The sequence below is a fragment of the Acinetobacter sp. YH12254 genome (assembly GCF_013417415.1).
In the GTDB taxonomy this organism is placed as follows: domain Bacteria; phylum Pseudomonadota; class Gammaproteobacteria; order Pseudomonadales; family Moraxellaceae; genus Acinetobacter; species Acinetobacter pseudolwoffii.
The window spans coordinates 23,331-46,463 of sequence record NZ_VPEB01000019.1; the positions used below are offsets into that span (position 1 = coordinate 23,331).

Consider the following 23,133-nt stretch of genomic DNA (forward strand, 5'->3'; position numbering starts at 1 on the left):
ATTCAAATAAAGTTTTTAGTCTATAAATACTTTTTTTAAAGGAAAGAGCATCACCTCAAATTTCTATTTGCAATAGTGTCATTTCAAGATAATTTCACTCTATAAAGATTTCGCCACATTCTCCAGCCATTGAGTGCCAGAAGAATAAAAATAAAATAAAGCACGGCGGTTAAATACAATGACTTATAGCTATACATGCCGACATAAATCACATCTAACACACACCATAATCCCCAGCTTTCAATATATTTTTTTGCCGCCCAATAACTTGCCACCAAGCTAAAAGAGGCTAACATGGAGTCCAACCAAGGTAGTGACGCTGCGGTGAAATGAGCAAATAAGGCACCAATCACCAGACCAGCGACAATACCCACAATCAGGCTATATACCCAGATTTTTTTATTCAAATAGCCAATCTGTACAGTCAGATCCTGGTCTTGATCTTTCTTCGACCAGCTATACCAGCCATAGAGTTGCATCAAGATAAATACGGCTTGTAATGCTGCGTCTGCAAATAAATTGACACGATAAAAAATAATGATATACAGAAATACAGCGACAATATTCACTACCCAGCAGGCTTTATATTGTTTAGACGTCAACCAGACACCTAAAACATTTAAAATGAACGCTGCAATTTCTATATTTTCCATAGCAATATAACCTGATTAAGCAGCCAATTTAGAAGTTCAGATTGAATGACAAGGTTGCTGTACGCGGCGAACCCAAGAATAAATAATCGTCACCCAAAAATTCACCTGCATCACGCCAGTATTTCTTGTTGAACAGATTATTAATATTCAAGCGTAGCAATGCATCGGTCGTATTTAGCTTAAATTGATAAGCAGCGCCTAAATCAACCACACTATAACCTGCGACTTTCGCAGCACCCTCTTTGTTAGCATATTTGCTGGAACTGTATTGACCACCTGCCAGAACAGTGAAACCTGCAATGCTCGGTACGTTATAGCGAAGATGTGTTGCGAAACGAACTTTTGGCACGTTTTGCGCCTGATGATTGCCATATTCAACCGCTTCTACATTTTCTAAACGGGCTTTAGTCAAGGCTAAAGATGAAGTTAAGCCCAGATGATCGGTTAATGCACCATTCAGTCCGAGCTCCAGACCCTGACTATGTTGTTCGCCTTCCGCAACAAAATAGCGAAGTCCTGAAATCGGCTTGCTATATTGGTTGTCTTGGCGTAAATCAAATAGCGAGGCAGTCAATAAAAACTGCTTGATCTGTTGTTTTAGGCCAATTTCATATTGCTCTGAATAGATCGGCGCTAGAGTTTCAGCCGCATTCTCTGCAAACAAAGGTGCTGTCTTTCCATCTGACAAGCCTTTGGCATAAGAGGCATACAGAGTTGTTGACTCTACCGGGCTATAACTCACTGCAAACTGTGGTAAAAATTTGCCTAAATCCGTATCACGAACTTTTATTACCTGCTTACCCTCTGCATCATAAGCATGTGCTTGTTCATCAAGCTCGATCCATTTTCCGCCAATCAAAGTAGACCACTGTTTATTCCATTCAATACGGTCTAATGCTGTAAATGCAGTTTGTTTACTTTTAAGTACTTGATATTTTGGTCCAGCATTCGCTGTTACTGGGGAAAAATCTATGGTTTCTGTATAAATATTACCTACACCAATCCATTTCCATTCATTGACACCAGCAAAACGATCTCGCGATTTATTGGTTTGTGTAATATCAAAATGTAGATAATGTTGCGCCCAATTGGTATCAATCACCCCATCTAGTTTGACTTTAAATTGGTTGGTTTTAAAGGTTTCATCTGGATTCTGATAATCGTAAATATCATACTCGCCAGCTTTACCAAACGTGTTACAGGAATACTCTTCCAGACAGCCTTCCCGATAATAACCATAAGCAAAGCTTGAATAGTCATCAACTCTGGATTTACTGTGGGCTGCGACGAGTCCCAAGTTCCAGTCATCATTCAAGGCATAACTATATTTTAAACTGCTATTCAGACTATCGATCGTGACCGGTTTGCCCCAAGTCTGGTAACCAAGCAATCGGTCCCATTTCACATTTTCTGGGACTTTACCATCCAGTAATTGATAACCTGGCACTGATTTTTGTTCGGAACGCTGTGCTTCAAGATCAAATTCCAATTTAGATTGCTCAGATGTTTTCCAGTCTAAGGCCAATGCCGCTAAATAGCGCTCACCATCCACGTGATCGACATAAGACTCAATCTGCTCATTCACCAGATTGATGCGATATCCGAATTGCTGCTCATCACCCAAAAAACCACCGAGATCAGTTGCCACTGAAAACTGGCCGTGTTGATCGGCAGAGAATGTCAGGGCCTGGATATCTTTGGGTCGCTTGGTGACATAATTGACCACACCACCCGGGGTCGACATACCACTTTGAATCGCGGAAATGCCTTTTAAAATTTCCACACGTTCTTTGTTTTCAAGTGCAACGTTTTGTTCACCACGAATCACATTGCCATTAATGAGGTAGCTTGATGCCAAATCGAGTTCAAAGCCACGCGAGACAAAGTTTGGATAATAGCCAATTGCAGCATAGCCATCACCGATGGCTGCATCATTTTTTACCACATCGCTCAGCACGCGAGCATGTTGTTCAGCAATGAGATCGGCAGTCACGATAAAGACCGATGCAGGTATTTTTTGCAGACTGTCCGTAGCAAATCCCTCGACATTCACTTTGGCACTCGAGTAAGGGATGCTTTGATCGGCTGTAATGACAATCGTGTCAAGCTGTTGAACATCGTCTTCAGCATAAGTCAGCGGGGCTAAACAAAGCTGCGACAGAATGATCATATTTAAAGATCGGGTTAATACATTCTGTTTGAGTTGACGATTGTTCATACGAAACCTTATGTATTTGAAGTGGGTGATGATGCCGGGTTTAGAGAGCAACTAAGAAGAGTGCAATTCGTGTTGAATGAGCCGGGTTAAAGTCTGGGTAAATTGTTGGCCTTGTTCGCCAAAGAACCAGTCCACATGACCGATAATCCAGTCGTAATAAGCCGCATCTGCATGGTTGAGGTTGTGGGTAATGCCCACAAAATACTCCAGCTCTGAAAAAGCGAAATCCAGATGCACGATTTTCAGCAGTTCTGGCAAAATACTAAAATCTTCTTGTGGATGTATCTCGGAAAAATAAGCATGGAGAAAAGCGGTTAAACCGGCTTCATCAATCGGAATATGTGGGTTCTGCTTTAATTCCAACCAATCAATGAAATTACGTTCAATCGTCACAGCCAGATCATAAAGTGCCGAATTTCGGTCAGATAAACCAAAATCAATTACGGCAGTAATCTCCGCTTTGGCATCCGGTGCTGACCAAAATAGATTAGAAGCGTGTAAATCGTTATGGGTCCAAATTCTGCTTGCCTGTTGCAATACAGGCTGAATACGCTGGTGAACCTGTAAGATTTGATCTAAAAAGTAAGGATCTAAATTTTTGTCGGCACAGTAACGGCTTAATTCTGGACTGTTTACAATGCGCCGTTGAATGGCTGTAACGATATTTTCACTGTTTAAAAGCTGCTGATTGGACAATAAATAAGATGCTGATCGGCCTTGCCGCTCAGGAAAATCCTGCATGGCCATATGTAAGCTTGCCAGTAATTGCCCCGCTTTCGCAGCATGTTCAGCATAGAAAAAAGGTTTCCAGGATTGCTGATCTGCATACAGATCTAAGCCGGCTGCTTTTGCATAGACTTCATAGGTCCAGTCACCTAGCTCTAAAGCGGTCAGACCTTGATTTGAGCTAATCAATGCTGCAACAGGAATTTCTTTGCTAGCTAAATGCTGAAGAACGGCATGCTCCTGTAAAATATCGCGGGCACGACGAAAGGAACAATGGCTGCGCTTAATCAAATACTGATGCGCGACTATTTCATCCCTGCTCACAAGATCCTGCTCTACTTTAACCAATACTGCAGATGAAAATGGCCGTGGACTACACCACAAAATCTGAATATGACCTTGTAAACAGGAATACTGCTGCTGCAGGCTTTGTAATTCTGGATCAGAAATATGTGCCCAGTCTTTATGTTCCCAGGCATTGCCCATACCATGACCTAAATCATCAGTCATTGTGGTCATTATCAATATTCCTGAGCCAGATCATCATGTGGTAATGGAGAGTCATCATTTAAGCAAACATCTACACAGTATTTTCAAATACATTTAATATTTAAGGTTTGTCCCAAAATTAAGTGGTACATACCAGTATTAAATTGGAGGCAAGTTTAGCCTTTTAAATATAAAAATAGAATGCTTAATAATTAAAATTATTTTAAAAAAAAATCCTAAAAACACAGAAGTTTTTAGGATTTGAATGGATTGGAGATAAATATAAGCTTATGCGTGAATATCTAGGGTCATTTCAATTTTGTCCTGAGACCAGATTTCGATGTCATATTCAATCACCAGATCGTTTGATTTTGAAATACGTTCAATGTAAGTTGCTGTTTGGCTTATAGGAATTCCTAAATATTGGCTCTCAAAATGAGAGACACCGGTATTTTTAATTTTTAACTGACTACTCGTATAATCATAATCAAAGTGATTTTTAATGACATCTTGGACCGAAGTAATCACGTCATAATTCAGCACATCTGGAAATAGCGCAACAGGCAGATAATTGTATTCAAGGAGTACCGGGACATCATCAGCATAACGTAAACGGATAATTTCAATAAAGCCGAGTCTTCTCGTTGCTTCACTAAAAACATCACTGTGATCAAATCGCTCCAGCTGTCTGGTCGAGATCAGTTCTGTTCTGGCATTAAAACCCTGTGCCTTCATATAAGAACGAAAATTTTCAATTGAGTTTGGATAGTATTGAATTTTTTTATTACTCACAAACCAGCCGAGATTTTGCCGTTTGTAAATTTTATCTTCGGCACGAAGCTGTTCATAAGCCTTACGCACTGTTTCCCTTGAACAGTTAAACTTTAATGCCAAGTAACGTTCCGATGGAATCATTTGATTAGAACTGTATTTTTTCAATTCAGCCTCAATCAAATCTCTGATTTCCATATACTTCATTCAGTGAATCCAGCTCGTCAGCGTAAGTTATATTGATGGTACTAAATTAAAGAACAGAGGAAAATTAAAAAAGGTACAGATCAGTAAAAAGATACATTCCCTAGTCTTAATGAGAATTTTTACGGTAATGGTAATCCCCCCTAAAAATATTGATGATGAGAATGCAGGACCTTATCGTCAGCAAAATGTATTAAATTCACTTATGCTCTACTTCCTCACTTGTATCGCAAATTGAATAACATGGCATTTACCACAATGTAATTTTCCCTCCTGCCTTTCTTGCTCCCCGACATAAAAGTGATGGATGTGGTCCTGTCCGAAGACTTCTAGAATGCAACGAGGATCGTATAAATATTCGACATTTGAAGGACCACCGGTTTTATAGTCGATCTGTTCCTTTGAATATAGCTCACCAATAAACCATCCACCGTTGAGCAAGGATTTTCTTATGCCTTCTAAAACCTGTTTTTGTGTTTCTATATCGAAATGACCAAATACACAGATCACATTTTGATAAAACTCCGATGGCCATTGAGCTACTGTTAAATCAACATGTTTAAGTTCAACTTTTATCCCTTGGGCTTCAGCCTTGCTGGACAGATGCGTCAAAGCAACATCAGAATAATCCCAGACTTCCGCTGAAAAAGGGTAACCCTGCTGTCTTGCCCGCTCAGCCAGGTATAAGATATTCCGTCCTTCACCTTCAGCAATTGCCAGTGTTTTACCCTCTATTCGGATTTTGTCCGAAATTTGCTGAATGAAAAGATTTGCTGCTGTGCCATACAGATCTTGCGTCCGGGCATACAATTCATTCCAGTGCTGACTCATTTCAGCCTCCATTTACTAAACGATTCAATCAGCTGGAAAACTCTTTAAATGCCTCTAGGGCATTTGCGGCATACATCAATGAAGGTCCTCCACCCATATAGACGGCAACGCCTAAAACTTCTTCCAGTTCCCGTAGGGTCATGCCCATTTTGACTAAGGTTCGAACATGAAAACCGATACAACCATCACAACGTGCCGCCACACCAATCGCCAAGGCAATTAACTCCTTGGTTTTCGGATCAATCACGCCATCACGCATAGCAGTCTGTGACAATTGGTTAAAACTTTTCATTAAATCAGGCGAATCCTGACTTAAAGTTCTTAAACTGCCCGAAATGTTCTGGGTTAATTCTTTGTATTTCATTGCTTCACCTCAAATAAAGAAATCAGCATTCATTTATATATTCAATAGCTTATTTTTCTACCGGATAGCCCTGTTCCAGCCAGGCCTGGTAACCACCCTGAACCGACTTGACCTGGGTAAAACCCATATTCTGTAAGGTATCGGTTGCCAGTGCTGAACGTCCACCCGTACCACAAATCAAATAAATCGGCTGATCTTTAAGATGTTCCAGTGCCTGCTGGGTATCACAATGATGACTGGCTAAGGGATGCTGGTGAATTCGCATTTCCAAAATACCACGTGGATAATTCACCGCCCGGTCTATCGCTGCTGCTTGGAATTCATCTGGTTCCCGAACATCAATCAGTATGGTTTTATGGTTTTGCATCGCCTCAAACAATTCATTTACGCTGACTTCCTGAATCCGGCTTTTTGCATTCCGGATCAATTGCTCTGCAGTTTTCATCATTTTCATTCTTCCTCGGCCATTAAAACGATATTCACATTGCATAAACGATGCTCAGGGAGATTAAAGCGCTTTAGTTTAGGTACTTAATCGTCTGTTTTAGCCCATGAGCGCTGAATAGATTAAATACATAGCTACCCCAACCACGGTTGTGGCAAATATTTTCTGTACCTTGTTACTGTCAATCCGATGCATCAGACTGCGTCCAATGAACATCCCGACAATACAGGCCAGGACAAAGGCCAGTGTGACCGAAACAGGATATTGAAAGCCCTCCAGTACGTGTGCAGAAATGCTGACCCCACCAATCAGGAAAATAATCATGAGAGAGGTCGCCACGATGCTGCGCATATCGAGATCGGTGAATTTACGCAGGGCTGGAACAATAACAAAACCACCCCCAACGCCAAGCAGACCCGTTAATAAACCTGCCACTACACCAATACCAGCCAGAAAGGAGGCCGTTTTCACATTCCAGATCAGACGACCGGTCGTTTGATTGACCTTGCACGGTGCATTACCATGATCATGGACTTTATTAAAGAAGATCCGGTAAGCAACAATCAGCATGACCAGACTGAAAGCCAGCGTCAGCCAGACTGGAGAAACGATATCAGCCAGATGCACGCCATAACGGGCTGAAGGAATACTGATCAGCGCGATCCAGAGCGCAGCGCGATAACGTACAATACGCTTGAATAAACCTTCGAACGTTCCAACCAAGGCCGACAGCGTGACTGCCAGCAAGCCCACCGGCGCAGCCTGAGCTACCGTCCAACCCTGACTCGCCATCAGTGCCGGTACAGCCAGAATGCCGCCACCAGCACCGGTTAGACCCAGCAAGCCACCAATCGCCAATCCTTCCAGTATTAATGCCCACATCGCCCTCTCCCTTATCCACAAAAATGATTCAATAAAGGTTGAACTTTTTGTTGAATCACGACACAAGCTTATTTGAAGTAGTTAAGAGGAAGCTTGAGGTAAGAAACACCATTTTGCTCTGGCTCAGGAAACTGCCCTGCTTTCATATTGATCTGAATCGCCGGTAGAATCAGTTTAGGCATACTCAGTCCTGAATCCCGCTGGTTGCGCATCTGAGCAAATTCAGCTTTACTGATTCCCTGATGAATATGAATATTCTGTGTCTTTTGTGTCTGTATATCAGATTCACACACATAGGATTCACGTGTTTCAGGCAAATAGTCATGACATAAAAAGACCCGGGTATCTTCTGGCAACTGAAACAGGCTTTGTACCGAATCATAAAGCTGTTCTGCACTGCCACGCGGAAAGTCACAACGTGCTGTACCATAATCTGGCATAAACAGGGTATCACCCACAAAAACCGCATCACCAATCACATAACTCAGGCAAGCAGGCGTATGTCCCGGTGTTGGAATGTTATAGGCTTTCAATGTTCCGATTTGGAACGACTCATGATCTTCAAATAAATAATCAAAGAGCTGCTGGGCATTCCATTGTTTAATATCCAGATGATAAATCGCGCCAAAAGTTTGCTGAACAATACCAATTTTCTGGCTCATGGCAATCTTGCCACCTAACTCAGCTTTGAGGTATTGCGCTGCAGTCAGATGATCAGCATGGACATGGGTTTCCAGAATCCACTCGACCGTTAAACCCTGCTCTTTAATATAGGCAATAATTTTATCGGCATGAATAGTTGAGGTACTTGCTGATGCCGGATCGTAATCCAGAACGCTATCAATAATGGCGCAGGCTTTGGTTGCAGGATCACGTACAACATAACTGAAGGTATTGGTATCTTCGTGAAAAAAATCTTTTACTATAGGTAAGTTTGACATCGTTAAGCTCCTGACCATTTACGGTGAATCCATACACCCACCAGCATTGCTACAATAAAATAGAGCACTTGATAGTGGCCCAAACCGATCAAGGTGAAACTTGGCGCCGGACAGATGCCGGCAATGCCCCAACCTGCACCAAATAAAACCGCACCTGTGATCAGTTTTTTATCTATCTGATTATTTTTAGGTAAATCAATAGGGTCATTAAATACTGTTTTCGGTTGCGCCGTACGTAATGCTTTCTGGAAGGGAATAAAGGCCACCGCAATCGCGCCCATCATGACAAAGGCCAGACTGGCATCCCAATCGCCAAACAGATCCAGGAAATCGAGTACTTTTTCCGGATTGGACATGCCTGATACCATCAATCCCACAGAGAACAGCGCACCAAATAAAAAGGCAAACACATTTTTCATTTTAGAATGCTCCTGTGATATGACGGATAATATAAACAGCGACAAAACCTGCAAACATGAAAGTCATGGTCGCAATGATAGAACGCTTAGACAGGCGACTGATGCCACAAATTCCGTGACCACTGGTACAGCCCGAACCTAAGCGTGTCCCAAAGCCCACTAGCAGACCTGCCACAATCATCATCAGTGGGCTGGCATTCAATTCGATTTCAGGTTGTACAAACAGACCATAAATAAACGGTGTGAGGATCAAGCCTAATAAAAACCAGATTGCAGGCGTTTTAAACATGGTTTTTGAGTTTAATACTTGCCCAATCAAACCACTGATTCCTGCAATACGGCCATTGACGTAAAGATAACCAACTACGGAAAGCCCGAGCATTAAGCCGCCAATAAATGCGATGAGGAAGTCATGCATGATGAATTAATCCCTATACAATATACTTTTTTATATTATATAATAAAAAATATTAATCAAGCAGTTTTATGGTAAATTATGTAAACTGCACGGGCTACATCAAAAGTTGTGAGGACATTTATGGATATGATTGCTGAAAATGCCAAAATTGATTTTTCTCAAGTCGATTTCGTCAGCCAATGCCTAAAAGTTTTGGCCAATCCTGATCGTCTGAAAATCTTATGTGTCCTGGTCGATGGGGAAATGAATGTTCAGGAAATTGAAGAATCTACTGACATTCATCAACCTACACTTTCACAACAGCTGACTGTATTGCGTAAGGCCAACATGGTTGGCACCCGACGTGAGGGCAAGCAGATTTTCTATCGTCTGAGTGATCCCAAGGTCTTGAGCCTGATGCAAAAGCTGTACGAGCTGTATTGCGCCTAGCCCTCCTCTTAATGCAACCAAAAAGAAATGATCAGAAGCAGCCCGCTAAAAGCAGTAAACAGGTTTAGCCATACAGGATGCTGGGTATAATAACCTTCAATAAATTCCGGCGGTCCCAGTGATGTCCATCCCCCTCGATATTGCAGGATTGAGGCGATATTCACCAACATGCAAAACACAATCACCGCAATCCCCATCCACTGTGCATAGGCTATTTTTTATGCATAACGTTCATGATCGACTAATTACAATAGCCGGTTGGATTTTTCAATCACAAAACCAAATGCAATTAATGTCAGACCATTCCGGTTCCCTGCCAGAGCGGTTCATTCCAAAGCAAACAATACCCGTGGATGATCCAAAGTGGACATATCTCATCCGATCTTATTGTTCAAAAATTTCTTTGACGTCCATCGCCAGGCCTTGAGTAGATTTAAATTCACCCTGGTTATTTTTCCAGGCCATCGACGGTGTGGAGAAAAAGCCGTATTTCCCCATTAGGGCCTGGTTGGCATCAATTTTTGCAGCAATTTCTGCAGGAATCTTTGCCATTTTCTTGAGCTGCTTTTTGCCTTTATTCTTGTTTATATCATTAAAAACTGCTGCTGGATTTTTCGACATTAACAATGTTGCCACCTGACCACGGCTTTCTTCACGGATCACACCGACCTGAATATGACGCAGCTGTACCTTGCCTGATTCGACCCAAGGCCGAGCCGCCTGCCAGAATTTATAGCAATATGGACAATTCGGATCGGAAAAGACATAAACCACTCGTGGTGCATCCGGCTTGCCATCCTGAATCCAGGTCGATTTTTCCAGGGTTTTCCAGACATCATCCAATACCGCTTTTTTCATATGCTTTTCAATCTGCTCATTGGACAGGCTTTTCCCTTGCGCATCAAACAGTTCGCCCTTGATATAATATTTGTCATCGTTGGAGATAAATACTGTATTGGAGTACTGGTCTTCATGCCCCACCCAACCGGTCATTCCTTGCGGTGCCGGAATCTGTTTTACAAACACAAAACCCTGTTTTTCAATATTCTGTTTAATATTCGCCTGCGTGTGCATGCTCATGATCAGGAACATGCCTGCACCCAGTACCCGGTAAATTCTGTTCATACTAAGTCCTTCCGTTTTTTTAAGGTTGATCTGAAATTCTGTTTAAATATTGCTGCAACATGGCCGGACTGAGTTCCCCCATATGCCGCTCGACCAGCTGGCCTTGAGCATTAAAAAACAGCGTCGTTGGCAGGCCAAAACTATTCAGCTGCTGTGGCAGTTCACCATATGGGTCCAGCAGGACATGTTTAAATTGAAACTGATGTTTTCTTAAATAGGCATTTACGGTGGCTACCTCCTCACCCTGATTCAGCATGACAAAATTCACTTGAGGATGCTGCTTGGCTGCTTTGGCCAATACCGGCATTTCGCGATGACACGGCGGACACCAGCTCGCCCACAAATTAATTACCGTGGGCTGGCCAATGAATTGGCTGAGTGGAATCTTATCTGTACCCAGACGTTCCTGTTCTAGTCCAGCAAAGGCTAGATCAGGAAACGCTGCTTCAGTTTTTAGACTGGATTTGAACGCGAGCCCAAGCCCGACCCAGAGTACAAAGATGATCAGCAAGATGGCTTTGAATCGGGTCTGCAACTGTCTGTTGCGAATGACATACCATAAAGTACCTATCAGCACCCCGCCCCATAAATGAAAACCTTTGTCCTGGATTTTCAGTATGTCGATGGGGGCTACAAAATACAGCTCGGCATTGAGTAGAACGAAAACAAGACGTGCACCCAGCATCCCTAGCAGAAAACTGCTCCAGAGCAAATCCTGACTTTGTCCAAGCAGCTGTTTAGACCATGAATACTTTCTGGCTAATCCAAACAGGATGGCAGATAACAGCATCAAGCCAGTGGCAACAATCATGAGTGTCCAGGGCAACATCAAAGGTCCCAGATGCAGCGCATCACTGGAAATCATCATAGTTGCTCCCCTTGTAGTTGCTGCAATGTGCCTAGTAAATGTGCCGCACTAAAGCTTCCGGTCAAGCGCAACTCACGCTGCTCCTGATGCGCTGCATTTAAAAATATAAAGGTGGGTGGACCGAGGATTTGCCATTCTTTTAGCAGCTCATCCTGACTTGGATGATAGTGGGTCAGGTCTAATTTGATACGAACCACATTTTGTAAAGCCGTCTGGACATCACTACGTGGAATCACTTCCTTTTCAATCGGTTGACAGGCCACACACCAGTCCGCATACACATCAATTACCACTGGCTGTGCAGGATGTTTGGCTAAAACCTGTTGCAATTCTGCGGCTGTACTGACCTTCTGCCATTCAAGCCGTGATTCCACATGGGCGACCTGTACCTGACTCCAGACATGATAGAGCTGCATGCCTCCTGCAAAGACCAGTAAACCACTGAGCAGCATCAGGACTATTTTCGATACAGACCGATGCACATGGGGCAGCATCTTGAACAAGAAGTAGCCTGAACAGGTGATCAGTACTACACCCAAAAGGCTCAGGTATAAAATGCCGGGCAATAGGGGGCGGGCAAAATACAAGGCCAGGGCCAGCATGACAAAGCCAAAACTAAACTTCAGGCGATCCATCCAGATGCCAGGTTTGGGTAAAAGATGGGACCCAAATACAGCTGCGATAAATAGTGGCAAGCCCAGCCCAAGGCCTAAGACAAACAGATAGCTGGCACCCAAAATCGGTTGATTAAGCTGAGACACATAGATTAAGGCACCGGCCAACGGTGCACTCATACATGGCCCGACAATCAGTGCCGCGATCATGCCCATGAGACCAGCACCAATCAGCGTGCCACCCTTCTGCTTTTGCTGCCATTGATCCAGCCGCTGTAACATGCCTTGAGGTAAGGACAGCTGAAATACTCCGAACAGATTAAGCGCGAACAAAACAAACAGAATGCTGAAAATACTGATGAATATCGGACTTTGAAACCAGCGCTGAAAACTGTAACCGAGCTGTGCCACAGCAAGTCCTATGACCGCATAGACCAGTGCCATACCCAAAACAAAGACCAGCGCAATCAGTGCAGCACGGTAGCCCCGGTGCTGCTGAACCAGAATTCCCGTTAAAATTGGAATTAAAGGTAAAGAACACGGTAAAAATGCCAGCAGAATGCCAAGCCCGAGAAAAATCAGAGCATTAATCAACAGACCTTGTTTCGACAGCAAACTTAAAAAATACTGGTCATTGTTCCACTGGTCATTCATGCCTGCTGATGAAGTTTGATTTTTAGGGTCTGTAATAAGCTGGTCGTTTTTCTCTGTTAATTCCACCTCAGGCTGCACGACAGGGTCGGAAACTGCAGCGACTTGCACTTTCTCCACCTTTTCTTCAGCCAGTGCTTGATCTGTACTTTGAGTTTGCCCTATAGCTTGGAGCTCATCTTTCTGAGTAGTCAAAATCTTTTCGTTTGCTTCTGGCTGTGTAGTGCTGGCCAGCAGCTTTTGAGGCTTGCTCAAGTTTTGCGCTGGAAATAAACCATCTGCATCAGTTTTTACTGTGGTGCGTTGCACCGGATAACATAAACCGCTTTCTGCACAGCCCTGCCACTGCACCGCAAACTGCTGGTTGGGCTGGACATTCATATTGGTTTTGACTTGCCCATAATGCACCTGAGTCAAACCGAAATTGGGATCATCTTTGTCTTCAGGTTTGGGCAATGCCAACTTGACTGGGGTCTGCTGATGAGACACTTTAAGCTGGTCATGATACAGATAATAACCCTCTGCGATTTTCCAGCTAAGCTCTGCCTGATCCTGACTTGTAGAAACCACCTGAAACTGAAAAGCCTGATCCGGTGGTAAAAAGTCTGCATGTGCAGTTCCCGTCATGATTCCACCGCCGATCACGGCACCCAATATCCACTTCAACATCCAGCTGATCTCCTCCTGTTAGGACTGCATTATTGAAAAACTAAAATTAAGACAACATTAACAGCCCAAATCATTTATAAAATAATGGCAGTTTGATCAGGATGTTCTATGTTTATTGTATTGGTTGAGGATGATCCCTATATCGCACAGAGCATTTGTGCTGCTCTGAACTATCTGAATATTTCAGTGGAGCATGTCAGTCACGCACGTGCTGCAGATTATTTTATCCGGCATAGTGCTGTCGATTTGTGTTTACTGGATTTAGGCCTGCCGGATCAGGATGGCCTGGACTTGCTGCACAGCTGGCGACGCGACCAGATTGATCTCCCGGTACTGGTATTGACGGCACGGCTGCGGACCGATCAGTGTGTTCAGGCCCTGAATGCCGGTGCCGATGACTACCTGACCAAACCCTTTGAGCTGGAGGAACTGATTGCCCGGATTCATGCCCTCACCCGTCGCCACCGCGGCTTTGCCTCGAATACACTGCAATTTGATGACCTGGTTCTGAATCGGGATACCCAGACTGTGACCTACCAAGACCAGGCCGTGAGTTTATCTCGCCGTGAATTCAGCCTGCTGGAAACCCTGATGAGCCACCCCAACCAGATCCTGAAAAATGAACAGCTTATTGACAAGCTCTATGGTTTTCAGGACGCTATCGAGAGCAATGCCCTGAATGTACACATTTATCACCTGAGACAAAAACTACATCCAGACTTGATTCAGACCGTTCGTGGTGTGGGCTATATTTTCAAACCGTTTGAGCATCGTCATGTTTAAGCACAGCTTGAAATGGCGTTTGGCCATGAGTCTTTTGGCCGTGTTTATTGTGCTGTGGAGTGCGGTATTTTCATGGCTGTATATTGACCTGAAACAACGTTTACAAGACACGCTGGATCAACGCCTATCGGCATCTGCGCAAATGGTTGCCCGGCTGATTCAGCAGCTACCGCTGGATAGTCTGGGGGATGCAACCTTATCCAAATTAGCCAAGAATGATGATGCAAACCAGTTAATTGCCTGTGAAGTCTCTCTTTTTAGCTCTGACATCTCGTTAGATAATCAGGTCATTGCCAAAACACGCGGTGCCCCCCAAAATTTAAGCCAGCGACCAGAAGGATTCAGCACCTGGCAGCAGGGTGATACGGAATGGCGCAGTTATGTCCTGCGTCGTGGTGATATTCAGGTGGTGGCGGCAGAACGTATGTTCTTGAGGGATACCTTACTACAGCAGATTCTACAGTCCGTACTGGTTCCCTTGGTCTTCTCACTGCTAATCTGTATTGCCCTGATCATCTTTATTATCCGCAGACAGTTCCGGTCTTTGGATCAGCTCAGTCAATACCTGAACCAGAAAAACCTTAGCTATTCAGAGGCGGCAGATTTTTTAATGCAGCTCAAGCCTGCAAGCATTCCCCAAGAAGTACAGCCTTTTGTCAACAATTCCACGCAGTTGATTCAGAAACTCAATGACAGTCTGCAACAGGAGAAAGCCTTTAGTGCCTATGCTGCACATGAATTACGCAGTCCCCTGACCGCAATTAAAACCCATGTACAACTGGCACAGCTGATCGGTCAGCAGCAGAACCTGCCTGAATCCATTCAGCACAATTTGCAGCAGGCCAATGAGAGTATCCGGCGTTATACACTATTACTCGAGCAGCTTTTATTGCTGACCCAATCAGAAAACAGTCTCCAGGAAATGACTGAGGCCATCTGGCTTCGCCCCACACTTGAGAAAGTTCTTGCAGACTTAGGTACACGCTATCCAGAAATGAACAAAAAAATACAGGTGAAATGGGAAAGTCTAGGCGAAATTCAGCTACCTGAATTTGTGCTGTATACCGTACTGAAAAATCTGCTTGAGAATGCACTGCTGCATGCACAGGCTGAACAGATTTGGATTTCCATGCAGTCTGGTTGCCTGGTGATTGAAGATAATGGCCAGCAACTTACAGCAGAAGATATTCAACATTTAGGACAACGCTTCTGGCGCAAATCTGCTCAGCAGCATGGCCATGGTTTAGGACTGGCATTAACTGCTAACCTGTTAAAACAATATGGCTATCAGCTCTCTTTCAATGCCCGTCGACCCTATGGTGGGCTCAGCATTGAAATAAAGTACGGCGTGTCTAAGCGTGACATGCAAGCTTAGGGATATCCAGCCATACGGCTGTTGGAAAATACCGGGTCAGATACTCCTTTAAATATTGAATGGTATCCATCGCAATCGTTTGATCCTGGTGGTCATCAGCATGGTTAAATGCCACAGCATAAAGCGTGACTTCACGTTGTTTGAGTAGCTCCAGACTCAGTAGAGTATGATTAATACTGCCCAGACGGCCTGAAGTCACCAGAATGACAGGGTAGTGATGCGCTGCAATATAATTGATCGTCAGCATGTCCCGGGTCAGCGGCACCATTAATCCACCCGCTCCTTCAAGCAGAACCCGGTCATAACGCTCGGCCAGTATAGTGGCTGCCTGCTGAATTTTTTCGAAATCGATTGAACGCCGATCCAGTTCAGATGCCAGATGCGGTGAGGCCGGATAGCTAAAGATTTCTGGCATGGTCAGCTTGCCACCTGAGTGCAACTTAATTTAAAAAATAATTGAGGATGTTGTTAAATAAGCTCAAAAAAATAGAAGTGATTACTGGTACGCTTTCACAAGTCCCTTTTTGCTCCGTTCTATATGATAAATCCCGGTCATTGCACTGAATCACTGCTAAAATCTTTTCTTCTATTTGAGTAATGGCCTGTCATACTTAGGCTATTTAGCATACAAAATAAATAAGGAGGCATCATGCCTCTTTGAGCTGTTACTATTTACTTTCTTTTTCCGTTGGCATAAGTCAATCGATTGCTTTTAGACACTATATGGCTGGCAAAATTCCTGTAAATCGAAGGAGTCTTTCAACTGACATAAGCGCTGATACCTTCAGTTAAATCCATGAACTGAGATGCCTCCAGATAATCATTCACTGCTGTAACATGATCCCATCCTGTCCCGGATCACATCACGGGCTGTTTTTAAAACTCCACATAAAACTTTTCAATCAACTGCTGTGTTCTAATCAGCAGATGTTTAAACACATTATCCCGTTCAAATAGCTTCACCTTATAATTTGGCGAGTCTTTAAGTTCTTCCTTACGCAACAAATGCTTGGAGAACTCGTAATATTCCAGTACATTTTTTATCGTCTCTGGCTTCAAATTCTCCCTCTATGATGCCAGTCAAGGTATTGGCAATATTCCAGACTTTTTGTAGCTGTTGCACCTGGGCATGATTATGACAGTCCAAATCACGAACTCATTAATCCAGTGATTTCGCCTAAAATTTTCAATCATGCCATCGTAAGAAGGTGGCAAAAGACATAGTTTTTCGTGGGATTATGGCGTGAATAATAGTAAGTTTTTGACCCCAAGAAAAAAGTGTAGCAACTTACTACACTTTTTAGATATTCAGAATTTAGGTATTTTCACTTGTATTTTAGACAAGATGTAGCAAGTCCGAACTGCGACATTTTCCCAATGAGCGCCCGCTAATCTCACTAAAAAGATGTACCAGAAATATTCTAGTTATTTGCGAAAAATGTCAGACATGCAAAAAAAAATCATTCACCCGGAATATTTTCAATGCGCTGTAGCAATTTGCTACACTTTTTAAATAATTTCTTTACCAAAAATCTCATTCAAACGCTCGCGATTTTCCTGAACAAAAGTCGGATCATTTTTGAGCTTATATTTCATCTCTTTCTTGAAATCATTCATGGATGCACCGGCCACAGCAAAATCCATTTGAAACATAATATCGTTCACAATAACATTCGCCTGAGAATCGGTTAAACAGCCTTCGATCTTAAACCACTTGCTGAACTGCGTATAATTCGGATCATTGGCATAGATATACCAGGAACGTACGGTCATATCAAACTTTGCCCCCAACTCTTTCACGATGGCATTATCATCAAAATCTACATCCAAATAGATTTGAGTCTTTTCGTTAAATTGCGGGAGAGCCGCTTCAGTATCTCCACTCATAATTTTAAACCGCACACCCACAATAGGACGGCCTTTCTTAATAGTGTCATATTCTAGCTGCAAACTGGTTTTAGTATTAATTTCTTCAACAATTTTATCCAGAATATAACGCCTAAAATCTACCCAACGGTCATATTTTTTTTCACCGATGTCAATCAACGCTTTTAAATTCTCTAAGGTGAGTTCAACTTCATAGGTGTCGAGATTCGCATACTTAAATTCATTTTTAACAATATAAGAATATAGACTCATACTTGTGACAGAGTCTAAAGCAAATAAATCTTTCAACTGGTAAGTGGTAAAATTCCCACTGGCCAGACGGGTGAAATAAGGCAGCACTTCACTGGTAAAGCGAATCTGCAAGGCATTTTTGGCATCATCTTCCCAGCGCAGTTCCCGGATAATCGGTACCACAGAATGGACTTTTTTTACTTTACGCTTGACGTCATCTACAGGCTCTTCAATTACAAAATGAGCAACCCGAGATGAAAGTTCCCTATAAATCCGGTCAATAGCCACATTAATGGAATTCTTCTTATTGAGTCCTAACAATTCCCCCAAATCTTCTTTATGCAGATAGATATAGGTTTTCTCGGTAATTTCACGATCTTGGTTATTTTTTTCACCATAGTTTGCAACCGCCATTGCATAAAGCAGTGCCTTATATTCATTAGAAGACAATTCAATAGGGCGAATTAAGCGGTTACTGGTACTCACCACTCCATTCTGTCGAATATTGCCGATACAATAAGGTAAATATTCTATTTCTTGTTTTTCGTTAAAATCGCTCATAAGTGAAAAATTAAAAGTTATTCCCCCTATTTATACATAAAAGTGGAATAACATTCAACATCTTCACCTTACAGATTCACTTTAAGTGCTTATCCCTTTAAAAGGATGTGCTAAAGATCAAGAGTGGAAAGCATGTCATCATTTTTTTAGATTTAGCCTAATCCTTAACCCAAAGGTGGAAACTTTGAAAAAATTTCCACTTATTAGTGACAAGCTTTCCACTTTTATCAACTGAGAAGAGCTTAAATCGTTTTCTTTGCATTTTTTTGTGGCCAAAAATACCGTTATAAGTGAAAAAATCATTTGGTTTAGCACTTTTCAGTGACAAAGCTTCCACCTTTAGAGAGAATCAAGTACTAAATCGGACTTTTTTTTGCAATTTTTAAAGGGAAAACATAACTTATCCACAAGTATAAAAATAAGCGTGACAAGTCTTCCACCTTTAAAGTCAGATCATGATACTTATCAACAGATTAAAGTTTTGAATTTAAATATTTTTATAACTTAATTTCATGTTTTTTTTTAAACCAGTGACAAGTCTTCCACCATAGTGACAAGTCTTCCACCTTTCAGTGACAGCTCTTCCACCTTTCAGTGACAAGTCTTCCACCTTTCAGTGACAAGTCTTCCACCTTTCAGTGACAAACCTTCCACTTTTCGGTGACAAACCCTCCACCTTTAAAGACGTAAGGTATTGTTTTAAAAAGGGAAAAATTGCCCTAATTATAATTACTTAATTATATTAATTAATACTAATTATAATTAGCTAGCTATATTTTATATAAAACTTTAATTTGTTTTCTTTGTTAGCCGATATTGATTCGTACTTTAATATCATTCAAATAAAGTGTAGCAAGTTGCTACAAGTTCCACTATATTAGGATCATTCGAATGGGGTCTGATATGACAAATAAATCGACTAAAATTATTGCTGTAGCAAACCATAAAGGTGGTTGCGGGAAGACCACCACGGTTGTTCATCTGGCTGCAGAGCTAGCAGACTTGGGGCATAAAGTATTGGTGATTGATTTAGATCCACAAGCCAATGCAAGTTTACATATCGGATTAAGACATCCGAGTGAGGTTGAAACCACTTCTGCTGAATTACTGGTAGGTGATTTGAACCTATTGTCTGATGCCTTACAAGAAGAAACCAATTTTAAAAATGTTTCTTTAATTTATGGTTCACTTACTTTAGGTAAAACAGAAGACCAACTTAAAGATGATGCCCCAAGACCCTCTGAAGAGCTCTCTAACAAGTTGGAATTATTAAACGGATTATATGATTTCATCCTGATTGACTGTCCTCCAAGCCTAAAACTTCTGACCAGTAATGCCTTGGCTGCATCTACCCATGTTATGGTGCCGATTGAATCCGGTTCACAATATGGCCTATATGGTGTCACTGACTTAATTAACCATTTAAGTAAAATAAGACGGGTCAATCCCGAATTGAAACTGTTAGGTGCTTTGCTGATTAAACATGATGAACGTCAAAACGTCTGTAAACTGATACGAGATGAAGCTTTAAGCCAGGTCGGCGAATTGTTAAAAACGACCATTCCAATGAGTACGAAAGTCAATCAAGCAGCAATTTTACAACAGCCATTGTTGCGCGTAGATAAAAATTCTAAAGTTCGTAAAGCGTTCCAAGATTTAGCGAAAGAAATCATCAATCGTGTTGAATAAAGGCACTCTGAGAATCCTATGGTAAGTACAAAAGAATTGTTGGCACAACGTCTTCAGCAAAATACTCAAAAGCATCAACAAGCTCAGCAAGAGCATGTCAACGATGTGAAAGAATTACGTCGTAATGTCCAAATTACAGACATTCAACCTAGTCCCAATCAGCCACGAAAAATATTCAATCAGCAAGATATTGAAGATTTAGCAGCCTCGATTGAGGAGATTGGATTATTGCAGCCGATTGCAGTTCGGCGAGTACAGGACAAATATGAGTTAATTGCAGGTGAACGACGCTTGAAAGCGCATCAAATTCTCAATAAAAACACCATTGAAGTGATTGTCATCGATGCATCAGATGAAGAAGTCGCACTGTTAACCTTGGCAGAGAATTTAAAACGGGAAGACTTAACAGATTATGAAATTTATGTCGGTCTGAGTTCTCTGGATGAGAAATTAAAAAAGAACAAGCAAAAGTTGGCAAAATCCTTAGGCATGAATCGAGAGGATATGTATAAATATCTATCTTTCGAAAAATTACCGAAAGAACTGATTGCCGATTTAGAACAACAACCGACATTGTTGGCACGCACTGCCGCCACAGCTGTGAAAAAGTTTCTTTCAGATTACGAAGAGAATTACAGTAATGCTAAAAAAGCACTGTTAGAAGCTTGGGCGAAATTGCTGAAAAAAGAAGTTGAGCAAACAAAACTGGCCTTATTGGCAGAAAAAATTTTAAAGTCGAAAGAAAACAAAGAGCCAATTAAAACGTCAATCGTGCATAAAATTGAATATGATGGAAAAGTCGCAGGGAATATCAAGTTTGATCACAACATTTTAAAAGTGTCATTAAAAATGAGTGAATTTGATGAGCAAAATTTACAAGAGCTGGAAAATTTGCTGAAAAAAATGCTGAAAAAATAAAATTAAAGCGCTGTAGCAACTTGCTACAGCGCTTTTTTCAATTTAGGTCGGAGAGGATTTCAAGTTACATTAAATAGAGTAATACAACCTAAGGTACCTGGGGGCTCAGTTGTTATATAAAATACTTTTATCTTTGAATCTGAATTTACGCAAGCTGATTCTGATTTCAACGATCCTCAGCGTTTCCTTTTTATTTGTGATTAGCCTGTTTATTCTGAATTATGTGGTTAAACAGCAACTAATTCAGAATTCACTCTCTATAAATGAAAAATACGCAGCCAAGATTGCGATGGGGGTGAATCGTGATGTCAGTAATATGTTGCAGGAGTTGCAGTATAGTGCTCAGCAATTAGGGCAAAACTTTTACAATACGCCACTGCGACAGGCTGAAGTCAAACGGCTCAAAAACCAGTCGAATAACTTTAACAGTGTTTTTATGGTGGGCCAGCAAAATCAGATACTTGCTTATGCACCAGTATCATTAGACCTAAAATTCCACACGCCCTATAATACAGCGGGTATTGTTGGATCACTTAAAAGCAAAAAGGCGTATATTTCGGCACCCTATTGGTCAAGCAAAAAAAATCTGGTTGTGTTGATATCACAGCCTATTTACGATGTGAATCAAAATTATAAGGGCTTTATCAGCGGTACGATTTATCTGCAGAAGAATAATTTAATCAGTGAAATGCTGTTCAATCAATTTGATTTCAAAAAAAGTTATATGTATGTGATTGATCAGCAGAACCGTATTATCTTCCATCCAGATTCGAGTCGGATTGGCGAAAAAATTGTAAATAATACTGGTCTTGACTATATCAATGAAAACAAGAAAGGATCCGTCCGTCTAACGAATAGCTTGGGGATTGATAACCTGGCCGGTTTTGCACATGTTCCCAGTGTGAACTGGATTGTGGTTTCACAGCAACCTACGGATGAACTTCTTAAACAGGCCAATGAATTAATTTTAAAAGTTTCTATTGGCATATTTATCTTTTATCTGTTTATTTTCTTTATCGTCTGGCGGATGTCGCTATTTATTTCTTCGCCGCTGAATCGTTTGGCGAAAATGGCCAGTATGTTAAATCGAAATGATATTCAGGATAAAATCAGTCAGGTTGATCCCTGGTATTTTGAGGTATTCAAGTTTAGGGCCTCGCTACTTTTGAGCTCCAAAACATTTAATAACAAGATCTCAGAATTACGCCAACATATCAATATTGACCCCTTGACTGGCCTTTATAACCGTCGTGGCATGCAATATCTTCTGGATGAATTAATCAGTACGGGTACTCATTTTGCGGTACTCGCTATCGATATTGATTTCTTTAAAAAGATCAACGATAGCTATGGACATGACCGCGGAGATGAGGTTTTAAAGCGATTGGCTTTTTTAATGCAGAAAAATTTCAGAAGCCATGATCTCTGCTGTCGCACTGGTGGGGAAGAGTTTATCGTACTGATGATGACCTCCGATATTCGGGTTGCTTTCAATGCTGCCGAACGTCTCAGAACGAGTATGCAAGCAAGTCAAATTGAAGGAGTTGAAGAAATCACCATTTCCGTGGGTATCGCATTCTGTCCGAGTGATTCAGTAAGCGTCAAACAGGTTTTTAAAATGGCAGACAATAAGCTGTATGAAGCGAAAAATAATGGGCGGAACTGTGTTCGTATGACGCAAAAATTAGCCAAGTAAAATGTCGGCACAAACAGGCTGATTTTTTTAAATCTTTTTCTGCTCAAGCATATTCAGCACAGCGACCTTGCGGAGTTACATGAGCTTTAATCGAGATCAGCTTCAGTCTGTGCCCGAGCATGCACTGGTAAAATTTGGTATATGGGTCTGTCTGGGGAGCTTTAATGGATAAATAAAGTGAATTAAGCACGACAATTCATGTCCTTTTCCACCTTTTTACTGCTGCATGTTTTAGAATTTTAGGTAAAATCATTTTATTAATGATTTACTTATTTG

21 protein-coding genes and 3 pseudogenes are annotated in these 23,133 nt (G+C 41.7%); 6 read left to right on the top strand and 18 right to left on the bottom strand.

Annotation, left to right across the window (positions count from 1 at the left end):
* Positions 1-83: 83 nt before the first annotated feature.
* The 11 genes from pnuC to FTV29_RS13145 all read right to left on the bottom strand — a co-directional run bounded on the left by pnuC (position 84) and on the right by FTV29_RS13145 (position 9,361).
* Positions 84-653 carry a nicotinamide riboside transporter PnuC gene (gene pnuC, locus FTV29_RS13095; RefSeq protein WP_074382699.1) on the bottom strand — a complete coding sequence of 190 codons (570 nt, stop codon included), beginning with the start codon at positions 651-653 and terminating at the stop codon, positions 84-86.
* Between the two features lie 28 nt (positions 654-681).
* A complete protein-coding gene (locus FTV29_RS13100) occupies positions 682-2,871 on the bottom strand; it encodes a TonB-dependent siderophore receptor (RefSeq protein ID WP_180075591.1) in 2,190 nt (729 codons plus the stop codon).
* Positions 2,872-2,922: 51 nt separating this feature from the next.
* Positions 2,923-4,116, bottom strand: a complete 1,194-nt coding sequence (locus tag FTV29_RS13105; RefSeq protein WP_180075592.1) for a phosphotransferase enzyme family protein — start codon at positions 4,114-4,116, stop codon at positions 2,923-2,925.
* A 258-nt stretch (positions 4,117-4,374) separates the two neighbouring features.
* Entirely contained in the window at positions 4,375-5,064 is a 690-nt protein-coding gene (locus FTV29_RS13110) for a GntR family transcriptional regulator (RefSeq protein WP_005093757.1), read from the bottom strand.
* 207 nt (positions 5,065-5,271) lie between these two features.
* Positions 5,272-5,892: a class I SAM-dependent methyltransferase gene (locus tag FTV29_RS13115; RefSeq protein WP_005093755.1), complete on the bottom strand. Its 621-nt coding sequence runs from the start codon at positions 5,890-5,892 to the stop codon at positions 5,272-5,274.
* Between the two features lie 28 nt (positions 5,893-5,920).
* Positions 5,921-6,256: a carboxymuconolactone decarboxylase family protein gene (locus FTV29_RS13120; RefSeq protein ID WP_005093752.1), complete on the bottom strand. Its 336-nt coding sequence runs from the start codon at positions 6,254-6,256 to the stop codon at positions 5,921-5,923.
* Between the two features lie 49 nt (positions 6,257-6,305).
* Entirely contained in the window at positions 6,306-6,701 is a 396-nt protein-coding gene (locus FTV29_RS13125) for a rhodanese-like domain-containing protein (protein WP_035337430.1), read from the bottom strand.
* 99 nt (positions 6,702-6,800) lie between these two features.
* Positions 6,801-7,583 carry a sulfite exporter TauE/SafE family protein gene (locus tag FTV29_RS13130; protein WP_074382697.1) on the bottom strand — a complete coding sequence of 261 codons (783 nt, stop codon included), beginning with the start codon at positions 7,581-7,583 and terminating at the stop codon, positions 6,801-6,803.
* Positions 7,584-7,651: 68 nt separating this feature from the next.
* Positions 7,652-8,524 (bottom strand): MBL fold metallo-hydrolase, encoded by an 873-nt coding sequence (locus FTV29_RS13135; protein ID WP_053579072.1) that lies wholly within the window; start codon positions 8,522-8,524, stop codon positions 7,652-7,654.
* Between the two features lie 2 nt (positions 8,525-8,526).
* The gene (locus FTV29_RS13140; RefSeq protein WP_053579073.1) at positions 8,527-8,943 is read right to left on the bottom strand and encodes a DUF6691 family protein; all 417 of its coding nucleotides are present in this window, start codon (positions 8,941-8,943) and stop codon (positions 8,527-8,529) included.
* Position 8,944: 1 nt separating this feature from the next.
* Complete coding sequence (locus FTV29_RS13145; protein ID WP_016659403.1) at positions 8,945-9,361, bottom strand: YeeE/YedE family protein; 417 nt, start codon at positions 9,359-9,361, stop codon at positions 8,945-8,947.
* Positions 9,362-9,481: 120 nt separating this feature from the next.
* Between FTV29_RS13145 and FTV29_RS13150 the strand changes: the two genes are divergently transcribed.
* Positions 9,482-9,790, top strand: a complete 309-nt coding sequence (locus tag FTV29_RS13150; protein ID WP_005247061.1) for a metalloregulator ArsR/SmtB family transcription factor — start codon at positions 9,482-9,484, stop codon at positions 9,788-9,790.
* Between the two features lie 8 nt (positions 9,791-9,798).
* Here the strand turns inward: FTV29_RS13150 and FTV29_RS15250 are convergent.
* The 4 genes and pseudogenes from FTV29_RS15250 to dsbD all read right to left on the bottom strand — a co-directional run bounded on the left by FTV29_RS15250 (position 9,799) and on the right by dsbD (position 13,717).
* Positions 9,799-10,110 (bottom strand): annotated as a pseudogene (locus FTV29_RS15250) (DUF202 domain-containing protein).
* 64 nt (positions 10,111-10,174) lie between these two features.
* The gene (dsbG, locus tag FTV29_RS13160; RefSeq protein ID WP_016659404.1) at positions 10,175-10,915 is read right to left on the bottom strand and encodes a thiol:disulfide interchange protein DsbG; all 741 of its coding nucleotides are present in this window, start codon (positions 10,913-10,915) and stop codon (positions 10,175-10,177) included.
* A gap of 19 nt (positions 10,916-10,934) precedes the next feature.
* Positions 10,935-11,783, bottom strand: a complete 849-nt coding sequence (locus FTV29_RS13165; protein WP_180075593.1) for a TlpA disulfide reductase family protein — start codon at positions 11,781-11,783, stop codon at positions 10,935-10,937.
* Positions 11,780-13,717, bottom strand: a complete 1,938-nt coding sequence (dsbD, locus tag FTV29_RS13170; RefSeq protein WP_074382695.1) for a protein-disulfide reductase DsbD — start codon at positions 13,715-13,717, stop codon at positions 11,780-11,782. The genes FTV29_RS13165 and dsbD overlap by 4 nt, the downstream gene beginning before the upstream one ends.
* Before the next feature lie 108 nt (positions 13,718-13,825).
* On the opposite strand from dsbD, the gene FTV29_RS13175 reads away from it, so the two are divergent.
* Positions 13,826-14,500: a response regulator transcription factor gene (locus FTV29_RS13175; protein WP_005093734.1), complete on the top strand. Its 675-nt coding sequence runs from the start codon at positions 13,826-13,828 to the stop codon at positions 14,498-14,500.
* The gene (locus FTV29_RS13180) at positions 14,493-15,875 is read left to right on the top strand and encodes an ATP-binding protein (protein WP_074382694.1); all 1,383 of its coding nucleotides are present in this window, start codon (positions 14,493-14,495) and stop codon (positions 15,873-15,875) included. The genes FTV29_RS13175 and FTV29_RS13180 overlap by 8 nt, the downstream gene beginning before the upstream one ends.
* On the opposite strand, the pseudogene bioD reads toward FTV29_RS13180, so the two are convergent.
* The 3 genes and pseudogenes from bioD to FTV29_RS13190 form a co-directional block, all read right to left on the bottom strand.
* A pseudogene (bioD, locus tag FTV29_RS13185) lies at positions 15,853-16,299 on the bottom strand (dethiobiotin synthase); the annotation flags it as partial. The gene FTV29_RS13180 and the pseudogene bioD overlap by 23 nt on opposite strands.
* Positions 16,300-16,751: 452 nt before the next feature.
* A pseudogene (locus tag FTV29_RS15185) lies at positions 16,752-16,940 on the bottom strand (hypothetical protein); the annotation flags it as partial.
* Positions 16,941-17,384: 444 nt separating this feature from the next.
* A complete protein-coding gene (locus FTV29_RS13190; protein ID WP_005093725.1) occupies positions 17,385-18,554 on the bottom strand; it encodes a replication initiation protein in 1,170 nt (389 codons plus the stop codon).
* A 903-nt stretch (positions 18,555-19,457) separates the two neighbouring features.
* On the opposite strand from FTV29_RS13190, the gene FTV29_RS13195 reads away from it, so the two are divergent.
* The 3 genes from FTV29_RS13195 (at position 19,458) to FTV29_RS13205 (ending at position 22,857) form a co-directional block, all read left to right on the top strand.
* The gene (locus tag FTV29_RS13195) at positions 19,458-20,243 is read left to right on the top strand and encodes a ParA family protein (RefSeq protein ID WP_035337428.1); all 786 of its coding nucleotides are present in this window, start codon (positions 19,458-19,460) and stop codon (positions 20,241-20,243) included.
* A gap of 18 nt (positions 20,244-20,261) precedes the next feature.
* A complete protein-coding gene (locus FTV29_RS13200; protein ID WP_005093722.1) occupies positions 20,262-21,161 on the top strand; it encodes a ParB/RepB/Spo0J family partition protein in 900 nt (299 codons plus the stop codon).
* Positions 21,162-21,270: 109 nt separating this feature from the next.
* Positions 21,271-22,857, top strand: coding sequence for a sensor domain-containing diguanylate cyclase (locus FTV29_RS13205; RefSeq protein WP_180075594.1), 1,587 nt, complete (start codon positions 21,271-21,273; stop codon positions 22,855-22,857).
* Positions 22,858-23,133: the final 276 nt, after the last annotated feature.

Excerpts from the sequence above, each read along its gene's own strand:
- pnuC (WP_074382699.1), bottom strand. The coding sequence starts at position 653 with ATGGAAAATATAGAAATTGCAGCGTTCATTTTAAATGTTTTAGGTGTC.
- FTV29_RS13100 (WP_180075591.1), bottom strand. The coding sequence starts at position 2,871 with ATGAACAATCGTCAACTCAAACAGAATGTATTAACCCGATCTTTAAAT.
- FTV29_RS13105 (WP_180075592.1), bottom strand. The coding sequence starts at position 4,116 with ATGACCACAATGACTGATGATTTAGGTCATGGTATGGGCAATGCCTGG.
- FTV29_RS13110 (WP_005093757.1), bottom strand. The coding sequence starts at position 5,064 with ATGAAGTATATGGAAATCAGAGATTTGATTGAGGCTGAATTGAAAAAA.
- FTV29_RS13115 (WP_005093755.1), bottom strand. The coding sequence starts at position 5,892 with ATGAGTCAGCACTGGAATGAATTGTATGCCCGGACGCAAGATCTGTAT.
- FTV29_RS13120 (WP_005093752.1), bottom strand. The coding sequence starts at position 6,256 with ATGAAATACAAAGAATTAACCCAGAACATTTCGGGCAGTTTAAGAACT.
- FTV29_RS13125 (WP_035337430.1), bottom strand. The coding sequence starts at position 6,701 with ATGAAAACTGCAGAGCAATTGATCCGGAATGCAAAAAGCCGGATTCAG.
- FTV29_RS13130 (WP_074382697.1), bottom strand. The coding sequence starts at position 7,583 with ATGTGGGCATTAATACTGGAAGGATTGGCGATTGGTGGCTTGCTGGGT.
- FTV29_RS13135 (WP_053579072.1), bottom strand. The coding sequence starts at position 8,524 with ATGTCAAACTTACCTATAGTAAAAGATTTTTTTCACGAAGATACCAAT.
- FTV29_RS13140 (WP_053579073.1), bottom strand. The coding sequence starts at position 8,943 with ATGAAAAATGTGTTTGCCTTTTTATTTGGTGCGCTGTTCTCTGTGGGA.
- FTV29_RS13145 (WP_016659403.1), bottom strand. The coding sequence starts at position 9,361 with ATGCATGACTTCCTCATCGCATTTATTGGCGGCTTAATGCTCGGGCTT.
- FTV29_RS13150 (WP_005247061.1), top strand. The coding sequence starts at position 9,482 with ATGGATATGATTGCTGAAAATGCCAAAATTGATTTTTCTCAAGTCGAT.
- dsbG (WP_016659404.1), bottom strand. The coding sequence starts at position 10,915 with ATGAACAGAATTTACCGGGTACTGGGTGCAGGCATGTTCCTGATCATG.
- FTV29_RS13165 (WP_180075593.1), bottom strand. The coding sequence starts at position 11,783 with ATGATGATTTCCAGTGATGCGCTGCATCTGGGACCTTTGATGTTGCCC.
- dsbD (WP_074382695.1), bottom strand. The coding sequence starts at position 13,717 with ATGTTGAAGTGGATATTGGGTGCCGTGATCGGCGGTGGAATCATGACG.
- FTV29_RS13175 (WP_005093734.1), top strand. The coding sequence starts at position 13,826 with ATGTTTATTGTATTGGTTGAGGATGATCCCTATATCGCACAGAGCATT.
- FTV29_RS13180 (WP_074382694.1), top strand. The coding sequence starts at position 14,493 with ATGTTTAAGCACAGCTTGAAATGGCGTTTGGCCATGAGTCTTTTGGCC.
- FTV29_RS13190 (WP_005093725.1), bottom strand. The coding sequence starts at position 18,554 with ATGAGCGATTTTAACGAAAAACAAGAAATAGAATATTTACCTTATTGT.
- FTV29_RS13195 (WP_035337428.1), top strand. The coding sequence starts at position 19,458 with ATGACAAATAAATCGACTAAAATTATTGCTGTAGCAAACCATAAAGGT.
- FTV29_RS13200 (WP_005093722.1), top strand. The coding sequence starts at position 20,262 with ATGGTAAGTACAAAAGAATTGTTGGCACAACGTCTTCAGCAAAATACT.